At 53.8% G+C, this 14,151-nt stretch carries 11 protein-coding genes; 9 read left to right on the top strand and 2 right to left on the bottom strand.

Features of this window, described 5'->3' with window-relative positions:
• The first annotated feature begins 106 nt into the window (after positions 1-106).
• Both KI379_RS18600 and infC read left to right on the top strand, forming a co-directional pair.
• Positions 107-835 (top strand): hypothetical protein, encoded by a 729-nt coding sequence (locus KI379_RS18600; protein ID WP_076169979.1) that lies wholly within the window; start codon positions 107-109, stop codon positions 833-835.
• Between the two features lie 112 nt (positions 836-947).
• Positions 948-1,430: a translation initiation factor IF-3 gene (gene infC / locus KI379_RS18595; RefSeq protein ID WP_089548114.1), complete on the top strand. Its 483-nt coding sequence runs from the start codon at positions 948-950 to the stop codon at positions 1,428-1,430.
• Between the two features lie 63 nt (positions 1,431-1,493).
• On the opposite strand, the gene KI379_RS18590 is transcribed toward infC, so the two are convergent.
• Both KI379_RS18590 and KI379_RS18585 read right to left on the bottom strand, forming a co-directional pair.
• Positions 1,494-2,378: a hypothetical protein gene (locus KI379_RS18590; RefSeq protein WP_212984393.1), complete on the bottom strand. Its 885-nt coding sequence runs from the start codon at positions 2,376-2,378 to the stop codon at positions 1,494-1,496.
• Positions 2,379-2,813: 435 nt separating this feature from the next.
• Entirely contained in the window at positions 2,814-3,530 is a 717-nt protein-coding gene (locus tag KI379_RS18585; RefSeq protein WP_145131877.1) for a Crp/Fnr family transcriptional regulator, read from the bottom strand.
• 246 nt (positions 3,531-3,776) lie between these two features.
• Here KI379_RS18585 and KI379_RS18580 point away from each other — a divergent pair, with 246 nt between their 5' ends.
• From KI379_RS18580 to KI379_RS18550, 7 genes are all read left to right on the top strand, one after another.
• Positions 3,777-5,162: an ABC transporter substrate-binding protein gene (locus KI379_RS18580; protein ID WP_179232148.1), complete on the top strand. Its 1,386-nt coding sequence runs from the start codon at positions 3,777-3,779 to the stop codon at positions 5,160-5,162.
• A gap of 126 nt (positions 5,163-5,288) precedes the next feature.
• On the top strand, positions 5,289-6,173 hold the full coding sequence (locus tag KI379_RS18575; protein WP_076169984.1) for a carbohydrate ABC transporter permease: 885 nt from the start codon (positions 5,289-5,291) through the stop codon (positions 6,171-6,173).
• Complete coding sequence (locus KI379_RS18570) at positions 6,173-7,000, top strand: carbohydrate ABC transporter permease (RefSeq protein ID WP_089548111.1); 828 nt, start codon at positions 6,173-6,175, stop codon at positions 6,998-7,000. Before KI379_RS18575 ends, KI379_RS18570 begins: the two co-directional genes overlap by 1 nt.
• A gap of 25 nt (positions 7,001-7,025) precedes the next feature.
• Complete coding sequence (locus KI379_RS18565; protein ID WP_212984392.1) at positions 7,026-8,873, top strand: cache domain-containing sensor histidine kinase; 1,848 nt, start codon at positions 7,026-7,028, stop codon at positions 8,871-8,873.
• Positions 8,848-9,636: a response regulator transcription factor gene (locus KI379_RS18560; RefSeq protein ID WP_306433679.1), complete on the top strand. Its 789-nt coding sequence runs from the start codon at positions 8,848-8,850 to the stop codon at positions 9,634-9,636. Before KI379_RS18565 ends, KI379_RS18560 begins: the two co-directional genes overlap by 26 nt.
• A gap of 45 nt (positions 9,637-9,681) precedes the next feature.
• Positions 9,682-11,295 carry a beta-N-acetylhexosaminidase gene (gene nagZ / locus KI379_RS18555; protein ID WP_212984391.1) on the top strand — a complete coding sequence of 538 codons (1,614 nt, stop codon included), beginning with the start codon at positions 9,682-9,684 and terminating at the stop codon, positions 11,293-11,295.
• A 286-nt stretch (positions 11,296-11,581) separates the two neighbouring features.
• Positions 11,582-14,068, top strand: a complete 2,487-nt coding sequence (locus KI379_RS18550; protein WP_212984390.1) for a stalk domain-containing protein — start codon at positions 11,582-11,584, stop codon at positions 14,066-14,068.
• Positions 14,069-14,151: the final 83 nt, after the last annotated feature.

Raw genomic sequence — 14,151 nt, 5'->3', positions numbered from 1 at the left:
TTATGCGGGCCCGGCTCGAATATGGTAAAATAGAGTCCTCAGGGGAGGGCTCTATTTGCGTTTTGGAAGAGTCCTGCGAGATTGCGGAAGCAAAGGTGGTTATTCGATGAGGAAGCCGGTTTTACACGCTGCATTCATCATGTTGATCATAGCAGCACTGCTGCTGACAGGCTGCAAACAAGCCGACCAGGAGGAGGCATCGGCCAACGTTTATTCGAATGACGTCAATGGGGAGGTCTCTCTCTCGGAAAAAGACGGCTTCTTCTCACCGGCGGTCATCCAAAATTTACAGCAATATTTGCAGCAGGGCGTGACGGTCCGGGAAGGGCTGAAGAGAAGCGGCATTGTCGGTTTCAGCGACAACGGAAGCGTCCTGACGATCAGCCAGGTGTCCCTGGATCCTTTATTTGAGTGGGCATTTGAAATCAATGGCAAGAAGCTGGGCAAGGATAATCTCGACACCGTCCTGCAGGACCATGATGAAATTTCCATCAACATTCAGTACGCTGATCCCAAAAAGGACGGGAAAGATGCAAAGGCTCCCGAATTTACCGTGCTGAAGCTGGACGGCGGGTCCATGAAGCCTGATATGACGCATTCTTATGTATTTCCGTACACCAATAATCAAAGCGTCAGGGACGTTATGGCGCACAGCGGTTTCGTGAAGCTGACGGACAATAAAATGTACGTAGACACCGTCCAGGGGTACAGTCCCAAATCGGTGGAGAAGTGGGTCGTCAAGGTGAACGGGAAGGAACTGGTGGACAGCGGTTTGGAAATGAAGCTGACGCCGCAGGATGAAGTGGAAATCAGGCTGGAACGGGCAAGCGTATAATGGACAAACCCAATAGAAGCAAATGGACAAGCACGAATTGGGCTGACAGCGAATTTGAAATGAAAATCCAGAATAAATGATACATGTCGTGTGTAAAAGGAAGGGTACCCCTATGTGGATGAATGAGAAGATCAAGGCTTCTGAGGTGGAATTAACCGGCTTGAACGGCGAGGATATCGGAATCGTCCCGACCAGGGAAGCGTTGGCCATGGCCCGCAAGCTGAAAGTAGACCTCGTCTGCACGTCGCTGATGAGCAGTCCGCCGCCGTGCCGGCTGGTGGCTGCCGCCGACGCCAAGAAGGAAGCCCAGGCAGCCAAAGCCAAATCTTCCGACCGGGTAGTAAAGGTGAAGGAGATCCGGCTGACCCCGAACATCGAGGAGCACGATCTGGACACGAAGAAGCAGCAGGCCGCGCGAATATTACAAGCGGGAAATGCCGTCATGCTGGTGGTCCGGGTGCAGGGCAAGGAGGGCGCCGCCGCCAAGGTCCTGCTGGAGGACCTGGTTCGGGAATTAAAGGAGTGGGGCCGCGCCAAAACAGGCATCCAGGTGAGCGGCAAGCAGGCTGCCGTACAGATCGATCCGGTCGCATAAATAAAAGACAAAGCCCCCGGGCGCCGTTAATTCAGGCACTCAGGGGCTTTTCTGCGGTTCGGATTAGTCTATAAGCGATCTCCAGCCGTCGAGGTCGTGGACGGACACCCCTGCGAATGAGGTGTTGACCTGCGCCAATTGCTGCAGCTTGCCCAGCTGGGAGTCCATATAAGCTTTTCCTTCCTCATAGAAGGTAATAAATTCGCCTTCGCTGCTCGGCTTCGTTTCGACAGAAGCAAAGGCCGGCTTGCCGAGATAGTTCGCCTCTTCCAGTTCGCGCTTGGCGGTGCTGTAGATGCCGTCGGCGGTATCCCGGTAGGACATGATCGCAACGGCGTCATATTGACTGATCATGAAGCGGCTCAGCGTGCTTGTTCCGTCCGCTGTCGTATAGTTGCAGAGCCAAAACGGAATATCGGCGGCAACTGGAAGATTCATTTCACGCACATTATCGGTTAAATACTGGACGTTTTCCTGCCATTGGCGGATGACTGAGGTCTGGTCCGTCTTCCATTGAGGCAGCACGTGGGGTTCGATGTCGACATGAACGCCCTGGAACTTCTCGTCCTCTGCAGCGCCGTTCTGGTACGCCTTCACCCAATCGAGGAAGCTTGTGATTTTGTAACGTTCCGACGTAAGTCCCCAGGACGGGGCGCCGCTGAGCGCATCGACCCGGATATCCAAAGCTCCGGCCTGTTTGATGAAGCTCTTATAGTAGGAAGCAGGAATATCGCTGTTGGTCTGGAGATAAATCGTCCGGACGCCGTGATCGGCCGAAAATTTCAGCATCTCCTTGGCTTCCGTCTTGATCAGCACCGTGTTCCACAGCCAGGTGGCTTTGGTGTAACCTTCCGCTTTAGCCTCATTTCCGGGGAAGAGACCCGCGGCAAACCATAATACAACGAAGGCAGCAATCCATCCTGAACGCAATGAATATTTACTTGACATGACAATCGTACACTCCTTTATGTGATATGCGGTACTACCTGATTCAATGGACCCTCTTTCACGACAAATACGATTCCTTATGACCAGATCTGGCAGCGGGTAATACATATGATGTTCCTGGTTTTGGCGGATCTCAGTCCTCCTTACAAGGATCTGTAGTCTGATAGCAGGCCCACGTCACGATAGGTAGATCTGCGTAGTGGATGAGTCCTTGGAAATAGGTGCTATCCAATTGATCGGTTCTTTATTCCGCATTATATATAGGTCTTAAGAATCATTTAATAGTATATGAAGAAAGCGCTTTAATGAATATAGGTATTTGGAAGGGTGAAAAGAGAAAAATTAGAGGGTGGTAGAGAGGAATCGAAGAGATACAGTCCTTTTAGCTCATGAAATACCCCCTGCGCTGCACGCAGAGGGTAGTGATGATTTCTCTTAAATCCGGCATATTTCCTTCGGGCAATGCTCACAGTGACAGATGCCCTGCAGATGAGAAATGTCGTTAATGACAATCAGGCCGTCCACAATGTCCACCGCACCGCATTTGCGGAGGTCGCCCAGCATCCGGTTGACGCTTTCGCGCGTAGCTCCGATCAGGTTCGAAAGATCCGTGTTGGTAAGCTTTTTATGGATGATGATACGTCCACCGGTATGTTCTCCGTACGTATTGCCGAGCCGGATCAGTGTCGAACAGAGCGCGCCGGGCTTGCCGTACATCATGAGATCCCGGAACTTGGTCTGCGTGAGGCGGTGATGGTTGCCCATCCATTTCATAAAGTCCATCGCAAAAGATCCGTCCTGGCAAATGAGGAATTCCATATCCTGCTGGTCGATCACGCCGACGACGCTGTCCTCAAGCACCTCGGCGGTATAGCTGTGCGTACGGCTGCCGATCGGGTCGGCCTGGCCGACGATATCGCCGCTTGTATACATATAGACGATAAGCTCTTTCCCTTCGACCGAGGATTTGCTTAATTTAACGCATCCGCTGTAGATATAGTAAAATCTGTCGGCAGCATCCCCTTCCCAGAACAGGTGGGAACCCGCAGGCATCTTTATTTCCGTCATCATGGAAAGCATCCGTGTGAAATTGGCGTCCGAGAAGCAGCATGTATTCCGTACCGTGTCCTCGAGTGCAGGCAGTGTGCTCATCGTTCATTTCCCCTTTTTGGCTTGCTGTAATGTGATTGCCTTTATCCATATTATAGCGGGAATACGAGCGGCTGAGTGCGCGCCGGGCGGGCGAAAAGTGTCAAATTTCTAACAATGTGATTATTTTCACTTGGTGTAGAGGATTTTCCCCCTGCATTAGCGGAATATTCTCCTTACGGATCTGGCGGCCGCTTCTTATAATTAAGGATGTAAACCAGATTGCTAAGGGGGGCTAACCAGATGAAGATGAAAAGAAGTTTGATGCTGCTGATCTCGTTATGTTTTGCGGCGTCGCTCGCGTTATCCGGTTGTGGAAGCGATAACAAATCGGCCGGAGAGACGGGCGGGGGTTCATCGGGAACGGAGCCGAAGACGGAGGAAGCGCAAAAGGCCGAACCGTTCGAGCTGACACTGAGACATACGCAGGTTGGCCAGGACAAAGAGAAGCGTTTTGCCATTTTGCAGGACGTCGTGAAAAAGACGGAGGGCGAAATCGAAGGGTTAACGTTCAAGCTGGATGGCGTGGAATCCGACGTCAACCGGAAAGAGAAGCTGCGCGGCGAAATGGCGGCAGGCAACCCGCCGGATATTTTCGACCTGTTCGGCAGCCCCGATTCCAAAGTGTACGCCAAGGAGGGCAAGCTGCTTGATTTGACGCCGATCATTGAGGAGCTGGGGATCAAGGATAAGTTCAGCTCGCTCGAGCCGTTCACTTACGAAGGTAAGGTCTACGGGCTGCCGATCGGCGGATCCGGCGAAGGCTTCTTCTACAACAAGGAGTATTACGATAAAAAGGGCTGGGCGCCGCCTAAAACGTTCGCCGAGCTGGAAGAGCAGCTGGCCGCGATCAAGGCCGACGGCAAGGTGCCTATGGCGGCAGCTTCCAAGGCAGGCTGGGTGCCGCTGATGCTGACTAACCATCTGTGGTCGCGCTACGCGGGACCGGACATTACGAATAAATTCGCTACCGGCGAAGCCAAATGGAACGATCCGAACATGGTCAAGGCGTTTGCGAAGCATAAGGAATGGGTCGACAAGGGCTATTTCAAAAAGGGCGAGCTGGGCTTTGAATACGCTGAGTACACGACCCAATTTACGAGCGGGGAAGCCATTTTGATGTATGACGGAACCTGGAAGTCTTCGGTGTTCAAGCAAGGGGAATCCGGCGAAGGCATGATCGGTAAAGTCGGCTTCTTCAACCTTCCGCCGGTGGACGGCGGTGTAGGCGATCAGACGGCGCTGATGCGCGACGTCAACAACGGCTACGGCTTCTCGTCCGCGGTCGCCAAGGATCCGCGCAAGCTGGAAGCAGTGAAAGCGTTTATCAAGAACCTGTTTAATGAGGAAATGCAGATCCGCGGTTTGGTGGAAGACGGGGTCCTGCCGGCCATGAAGCTGGACGCATCTGTGCTGGAGTCGAGCATTACTGACGATCTGATGAAGCAAATCGTCGACGTGCTGAACTCGGCCCAATCCTCCTTCCCGGCATTCGACTCGCTCGTACAGGCTGACGTGACGACGGAAATCAGCAACATTCAGATTCAAAAGCTGATCGGCAACCAGACGACGCCTGAGAAGATGGGCGAAGCGCTCCAGAAGGCACAAGAGGAAGCGAATTCACTGGAAGAATAACGGCAGCTGATGCGGTGTGCCTCGGGTTAAACCGGGGCACCTGTTTTTTACTCAACCCCCTCAAGTCTGAGGGAGCATGACATTTTTTCGGGCGGACGACCAAGCGCCCGCGTTGGGAGGAACTCCATGAACAAAGCATTGAAGAATCCTGCGCTCTACGTCCTGTTTATTCTTCCCTGCTTGATTTTGTTTGCCATGTTTTTTCTGTATCCGATTGTAAGCTCGATCCGTTACAGCCTGACGAGCTGGAACGGCGTATCCAGCGATCCGAAATTCATCGGCTTCGACAACTTCGTGAAGGCGCTGACGGAGAAGCGGTTTTGGACCGCAGTCCGAAACAACGGCTATTTCATTTTGTTTTCCTGTGGAATCCAAGTGCCGCTGATCGTCTTTTTTTCGCTCCTGATCGCCCATGTCAAAAAATTGAAGGGGCTGTACAAGACGGCGGTATTTTTGCCTTCGATTATGTCCACCGCCGTGATCGGCATCCTCTGGGGATTTATTTATGAGCCGAACATCGGGCTGCTGAACAATATTTTGAAAGTGTTCGGCATCGAACCGCTGTATTGGCTGTCCGACGAAAAATACGCGATGCTGTCCATCCTGATTACCAATGCCTGGCAGTGGACCGGCTTTTATATCGTCATGGTTCTCGCCGCCATTATTTCCATTCCCCGCGAGCTGGACGAAGCCGCCGCCATCGACGGGGCAACGGCTGTACAGCGGGCGTTCTCCATTACGCTGCCGCTCATTAAGCCGATCATCTCCGTCGTCATTATGCTGTCCATCGCCGGCGCGATGAAAGCCGCGGACATCGTCATCGTCATGACGAAGGGCGGACCGGCGGGTTCGACCGACGTGATGGCCACCTACATGATCAAATATGCCATTACCAACTTCAAATACGGGTACGGCAACAGCATTTCCGTTCTCATCTTCGTCTTTACATTAATACTGACCGCCCTGTACCAACTGTTGATTGCAAGGCGCAGCGAAAGGATTGAATACTGATGACCAGGCTCAAAAAACTGCTGCCCCACATCGTCTTGATGGCCTACTTATTGGTTATTCTTTTCCCGTTCCTGTTCGTGCTTTTCTCTTCGGTCAAAAAGGATAACAATGCGATCGCCCTGAACCCGTTCGGCATACCAAAGCAGTTTGCGCTAGGTAATTACGTGGAGGCATGGGTCAACGCCAAGATCAGCACCTATTTTTTCAACAGTCTGTATATCTCGATTCTGTCGGCCGTCGTATCGATCCTGATCGCCGCGATGTTTGCGTTTGCGATCACCCGCATGCGGCATTTCAAAATCAGCGCGCTGCTGTCCGGCCTGATCCTGGTCGGCATGCTCATCCCGAACAACGCGCTCATGCTCCCGATTTATCTGCTCGTACGCAAGCTTGGGATCCTGGATACGCATCTGGCGCTCATCATTCCTTACATCGCCAATGCGCTCCCGTTCTCGGTCATCATTCTGGCGGCGTTCATGCGGTCCCTGCCCGGCGAAATCGAGGAAGCAGCCGTCATGGACGGGTTGAAAGCCCAGGGTATATTTGCTAGAATTGTCGTACCCCTGACGGTTCCGGCCATGGTTACGGTGTTTATCGTGAACTTCCTCGGCAACTGGAACGAATTTTTGCTAGCCAACTACTTCCTCTCCAATGATTCGCTGCGGACCCTTCCGGTCGGGATGGTGCAGTTCCGGGATCAATACCAGATGAATTACGCGCAGATGTCAGCCGGCATCGTCTACAGCGTCGTACCGGTCATCGTGATTTACGCGATCCTTCAGGAGAAAATCATTGAAGGCGTTACAGCAGGCAGTGTTAAGGGATAACATGCGAAGAAACGGATGAATGCCAATGAATTTGCGGGTAAAATTGTTTACGGCATTTGTTACACTGATCATCGTTCCGCTGTGCGTGCTGGGCGTCGTCACCTTTATGGTGACCTCTCATTCGATTGAGACCAAATACAGCAGGCAGACGGAATATTCCCTTAAAGCGATCAGCTACAGCATCAACAGCGTGCTGAAGCAGATGGACAACGTGACGGATAACGGCATCGCGACCTCGGTGTTTCATATGGCGCTCATCGCCAAGGACCCGACCAAACAGGATTTGAACGATGCCGAGCAGCTGAACCTGAACAACAGCCAGCGCAACTTCCGGAGCCTGCTGTACAACCATCCTGCCATCAGTTATGCCTATCTGTACAACCTGCAGGGCAGCGGGCCGTCGAGCACGGTCTCCATTTTCACCAAGGAAGACTTTAATACGCTGTCATTCGAAGAGTTTAAAGCCCATCCGTTATATCAAGAAGTTATGGCCCTGAATGGGGTCCCCAAATGGCTCGGACCGCATGAATACCCGGAAATCACCGGATCCGACCCGGTGTTTACACAAATTCGGCTCATCAAGGAGCTGAGCTATTTTAAAAATATCGGGATTTTGGTGACCCAAATCAAAAACTGGGATATCGAGCTGATCTTCCGCAACCTGTCTTTAAACCGCGATATGCAGTCCACCGATTTTATGCTCGTGAACGATAAAGGACTTATTCTGTATGATCCGAATAAAATGCTGGACGGCCAGCCAATCCAGTCCGTGATGAAGAGGGACGTCAAGTTCGGCGGTGATTTTCAGAGCTTCAAGACGGCGTTTAACGGGGAAAAAAGCATCGTTTCGATTTATCATATGAAAGAATACAATTGGAGTCTCGTTTCCGTCACTTCGTGGAGCTCCCTGTCACAGGAAACGCTGGTCTTTGCCAAATGGTTTATCGGCATTACGCTCGTCTGCCTTTTGGCGGCGGTGACCTTCAACATGGTCTTCATGAACCGGATTACCGGCTCGATCGCGGTCATCGTCCGCTTCATGCGTAAAGTGGAAGGCGGGGACTTCAATGTCCAGGTGCATCACCGGGGCAAAGACGAGCTGCATATTCTGGCGAAGGGCTTTAACGATCTGGTTGAACGGGTCAACGGCCTGTTCCAACAGATCCAGAAGGAGCAGAAGCAGAAGGCGAAGGCAGAGCTGCGGGTGCTCCAGGCCCAGATCAAGCCGCATTTTCTGTTCAATACGCTCGAGTCGATCAATGTCCTTGCGGTTCAGAACGAAGGGGAGAAGGTCAGCGAAATGGTGCACCGGCTTGGCAACATTTTGCGGATCAGCATCCAGGACAATGAGGAGATTACGCTTGGCCAGGAAATCGAGCATTTGCAGAGCTATTTGGAAATCCAGAAATTCAGGTTTCAGGATTTGTTTGAATATGAGATCGATATTCCGCCGGAGCTGCGGAGCCGCAGCGTGCTGAAGCTGACCCTGCAGCCGCTCGTCGAGAACTGCATCCAGCACGGCTTTGAAGGGATCGGCTATAAGGGCATGATTTATGTGTCCTGCTGGAAAGAGCGCGGCCGGCTCGTACTGCAGGTACAGGACAACGGCATCGGCATCAGTCCGCGGCAGCTGGCGGCTTTTGAATACATGAAGAGCGATGGCGGGGAACCGCCGGAAGCGAAGGATATGCAGGTGAACCACGAGCGGAGGGGACTCGGCGTACGCAGCGTTGCCGACCGCATCCGGATTCACTACGGCGATGTATACGGGTTGTTCATTTGTTCGTCCGGGACCACCGGAACGATAATCCAATGTATCATACCAGACAACGAGTGGAGGGACATGGATGATTCTGAACGTGCTGCTGGTTGATGATGAAGCCCCGATTCTGAACAATCTGAAAAGCGTTATTCCGTGGAACGACATGCAGATGCAGGTCTATACCGCCCGGAGCGGACAGGAGGCGTTGGACATTTGCGGTCTCCATACCCCCGATATCGTGCTGTGCGACATTCGCATGCCGGTGATGGACGGCCTGACCCTGATCGGCGAGCTGCGCAAAGGCGGATCTGCCGCCGAAATCATTCTGCTAACGGGATATCAGGAATTTGAGTATGCCCGGCAGGCGATCAAGTATAATGTCAGGGAGTACATCTGCAAGCCGATCCATTACAAGGAGCTGGAGAATACGATTCGCTCCGCCCGTGAGGATATTCTCCGGAAACGGCGGAGCGATCCGTTCCAGGTGACCGTTGCCCGGATAGAGGAGGACAACAGCGACAGCGGGGCAAGAAAGACCCCGCAGCAGCTAATGTCGGAAGCGATTCTTTATATCGGCGAGCGGCTGGGCAGCGATCTGGGCATCGAGGAGCTGGCGGGACACCTGGGCATCAGCTGCAGCTATTTTTGCCTGCTGTTCAAAAATCATCTCGGCGTCACCTTTGTCGAATATTTGACAGGGAAACGGATCGAAACCGCTAAATATTTGCTTACCCACAGCGACAAAAGCATCACGCAAATCGGCAGCAGCATCGGCTACCAGGAGCGGAGGTACTTTACCAAAGTGTTCCAGCGTCATACCGGGCTGACACCGTCCGAATTCCGTGACCAGACGAAGGGAAGAACGGCGGGGTAGCGGACGGATCGGCGGAGCAATATATGAATAGGGAGTGGGCATGTCATGTTAGTATCGGATCTAACGCTTGAGCAAAAAATCGGGCAAATGTTCATCTGCGGGTTCCACGCGCAGGAGCCGGATGAGCAAATCCGCCGTCTGATCGAAGAATACCATGTAGGCGGCGTCATCTATTTCCGCCGGAACATCGGCGAGCCGGAACAGGTGGCCTCGATGTCTTCCTCCCTGCAGGAGATGGCCGCGAAGCAGGGGAAGCTGCCGCTGTGGATCGCCATCGACCAGGAAGGCGGCATGGTGGCCCGCATCGACCATCGCAGGGTGAGCCGCATTCCGGGAAACATGTCACTTGGGGCGACGGGAAACCCGGATTTTACCTACCGGGTGTCCGCTATAAGTGCCCAGGAGCTGCATGCGCTTGGGATCAATATGAACTTCGCGCCTGTGCTTGACGTGAACAACAACCCGCGGAATCCGGTCATCGGCGTCCGATCGTTCGGCGAAGATCCGGAGCAGGTGGCTGAGCACGGCTCGGCCGCCATTCGGGCGTACCAGGAGCACGGCGTATCGGCGGCAGCGAAGCATTTTCCGGGGCATGGCGATACCAGCGTCGACAGCCATCTGGGGTTGGCATCGGTAGAGCACGGCATGGAGCGGCTGCGCGAGGTGGAGCTGAAGCCGTTCGTCCGGGCGATTCGGGACGGGGTGGACGTCATTATGACGGCACATGTCGTCTTCCCGGCCATCGAGAAGGAGGCGGTTCCGGCGACGTTGTCCAAAGCAGTGCTCACCGGTTTGCTCCGCGACCAGCTCGGTTACGAGGGCGTCATCGTGACCGACTGCCTGGAAATGCACGCGATTGCCAAGCATTTTGGCGTGGGCGAAGGCGCGGTGCTTGCCGTGGAAGCGGGAGCGGACATCGTCTTGGTCAGCCATACGCTTCAGGATCAAATCGAAGCGGTTGAAGCGGTCACGGCGGCTGTGCGCAGCGGAAGAATTCCGGAGAGCGTTATTGACGCTGCGGTGAGCCGGGTTCTGAAACTGAAGGAGAAGCGGCTGCAGCCTTCGGGTACCCAGGAAAGCGCGCCAGCCTTCCTTGAACGGCACGAAAAGCCGGAAACCGAGCGGCTGCTGAGGGAAGTGGCAGCGGGCAGCATTACGCTCGTCAAAGACGATGGTCAGCTGCCGCTTCAGGAAGACGAGCCGGTCCTTGTCGTGTGGCCGGAGCTCCGCTCGGAAACACAGGTGGATGAGCCATGGACGGAAGCGAAGACCCTCGGGCAGGCGCTGTCGGAATACATACAGGACGTAAATGAGCTGACGATCAGCGCGGAGCCGGACCTGCACGAGGTTGAACAGGTGCTGGCCGCCGCCAAAGGATATCGTCAGGTCGTCGTCGCTACATACACGGCCGGCAGCGAGCTTCCTGCAGGTCAGCGCAAGCTCGTCGAAGGGCTGATCGCGCTTCAGCCGCAGCGGCTCGTGGTGGCCTCCACACGCAACCCGTACGATCTGGCAGCGGTACCGGCCTCGCCGGCATACCTGTGCTGCTACGAAAATACGCCTTATTTTATGGAAGGGCTGGCTTCCATTCTAACGGGGCATGCTAAGGCCGGAGGGACGCTGCCGGTTAGCCTTGGCAGTCAAACCACGGCGTCCTAGTGAACGGGATAATCCGCAAGAAAAAGGCATGCGGTATAGATTTACCAAAGGTTGGATGCCCATTTGGGATATCCTTCCTTTTTTCTTTTGGAGATCTGTAAAATCGAGAGCAACTTTTCAGGGAATGAAGCGTCTAATACTATGTCTTTTCAATGATATCAGAAAAAAATAAGCTTGATGGATCTGATGTCGGGGGGAACTAGCGTCAGCCTCTTTTTTTGTATGGGGTCAGGAGGCTCGTTAGAACAGAACGTGATTTAAAAATGGGAGCAGAAGGAGTCTGGAGATGAATTTCAAGAAATTGACCATGATTGCAGTGTTAGCTGCATCACAAACCGCTCTGGTCTTGCCGGCCGGCGCGGAAACCGCGGTACAGGTCCAGCAAAATGCGGGGACGGTCCAAGGTGTAGACAATGCAGCGGCAAGCGCAGTCACCAATAACATCACGAGCAGCACGACCAATACTGGCAATTCCAGCAATTCGGGCGCTGCAAGCACGAACGGAACAACAGGAACTGCAGGCACGTCCAGCACGACAGGTACAACCGGAAATGCAGGGGGAACGAACGGCACGACGGGAACGGAAAGCGGTACAAGCACCACTACGACAACTTCCGGCCAAGACTCCACAGGCTCGGGAACCGCAGGAACGACCGGAAACACAAGTAACACCGGGCAAGGCGCTGTGCAGAACGGCGGCACGACAGACGGAACAAGCACTTCCGGTCAAACCGACGGCAGCACCGGGAACACGAATGACGGTGGCCAAGCGGCGGACGGCCAAAATGCCGGCACGCAAGGAAACGAAGGACAGTCCGAAGGGACGGCAGGCGGCACCACAACAACCACCGATCCGCAGGGAATTACGGCGACGGGAAGCTCGACAACCGGTCAGGCCGGCCAGCTGATCCTCATGATGAACAGCAACAAAATGTACCAGGACGGCAAACTGTACTTGGCCGGCCAGCCAATGGCCGTCAAGAACGGTGTATCTTACGTGGCGATCCGCGCCATGGTGGAGCGCGTCGGTCTGAAGCTGACGTATGACGCCAAGACGAAAGAAACGATTATTATTAAAGATAACAACGAGCTCCGGTTCAAAACGAACAGCAGCAGCTACCGCGTCAACGGAGTGGCGAAACCGATGAAGGGCCCTGCGTATCAGTACAAAAATACGTTTATGGTTCCGCTCACGTCGATCACGCAGGCGCTTGGCATTCCTTACACGGTCGACCAGCCCGGAAAGCGCGTCATTTTGAACCTGTCGACGAAGCCGGTAGCCACGTTCAGCGTTGGCCCAACTGAAATTTTTGCAGGTGAGACGACGGTGAACTACATTTCCCAAGCGACCTCTCCAAGCGGACTGCCAATTGTTGACGAGCGCTGGGAAGGGAAAGAGGACATTTTCCAAGAACCCGGACTGCATACAGTGACCCACTATGTTCAGGATTCCAGCGGACAGTGGAGTGATCCGTACAGCATCACGGTGAACGTGCTCAAGCCGAACGAGCCGCCGGTGGCTAGTTTTACAACCGACAAAGAACAATACAAAATGGGTGAATTGATCACCATTACCGATCAGAGTACGGATGATGAAGACGCGATCGTCAGCCGCGAATGGCTGAACGACCGCAAGGCGTTCTTCCAGCCTGGACCGCAGACAATCCGGCTCAAAGTAACGGACAAACACGGAGCGATAAGCGAGTTTCAGAAGACCGTTGTCATTACGAACGAAACGTTGTACACCGAAGACGAGTTCAACAAGCTCTTTACGCCGGTGGGAGACAAATTTACGTTCAACGGCGGATCAGTGCCTAGCTGGAAAACGGCGACCTTTACGACAACTTCCGATCCAGCCACGCTGATCCGCAGCAACAGTCCGGAGACGGTATATTCCGAAGGCCTCCTGTATCAGGAAACGGCGCTCGGAAGCACCCGGTTTATGCTCCACCATGTCAATGCTACGAATAAAAACATGCAGGTTTACGTCATCGCCACCAACACGATGCTGGATATGAGCAGCACGATCAACATCCAGAACTTCGGCATGGGGGGACCTAGCCCGTATGCGACGGGCCACGGCAGAGCATCCGTGATGCGCTACTTTGATTCCATGACGAGCGGTTCGGGCCGTCAGGATATCACCCTCGCCCCTGGCGAGAGCAAGGTCATTATGACGAATATCAACAACATTAAAATGAAACCGGGTGAAGGCATTTCCGTTCTGGCGGACGCATTCAGCAACTATCCGGTAAAATACAGCGTCATTATGCTCGACGCAACGAAGGATCCGCTGCAGTCGCTGCCATTCCTTCCGGCCCTTGACCGCGACGTACACAACCGGGGCACGTATCCGAATTCCGTCGTGAACATGTCGACCGACGAAGTGCTTGGCAGCACCGAGACACGTATCGTTCTCGGCGACAATAACATCGATCCGAACCTGAAGGGACTGGACGGAATCTATGGAACCGAAGCTTCGAATGCAGGCAACTTTGGTGTATTGTACAAAATCAAGCTGAACCACGTCGCTCCGAATACGCTGATTACGCTTAACCCTCGCGGCGGCGTATACAACGGCATTTTTCTGGTGAACGGCCAGCAGGTGCAGGCAGCGAACAACACCCAGGATGTCAACGCCCCGAACGAAACGAGCGTTCTGTACCGTACCGGAAACTATGAGCAAAGCGTAGAAATTTGGTACACGGCGGCGCCGGGCAGCAACCTGCCGATTAACCTGCTCCTGATGCCGATGCCGCAGATGAAGCAGTAAACAAAAGCAGTAACGGATTATGATTACCGGAGACAGCAATAATTCTTTCTCATTCTTATGGCAATGAAAAGACCCCCATCCAC

Source organism: Paenibacillus cineris, assembly GCF_018333335.1.
GTDB lineage: Bacteria > Bacillota > Bacilli > Paenibacillales > Paenibacillaceae > Paenibacillus_AQ > Paenibacillus_AQ favisporus.
Note: the sequence above shows the minus strand (reverse complement) of the source record. Positions and strands in the feature narration are given on the sequence as shown.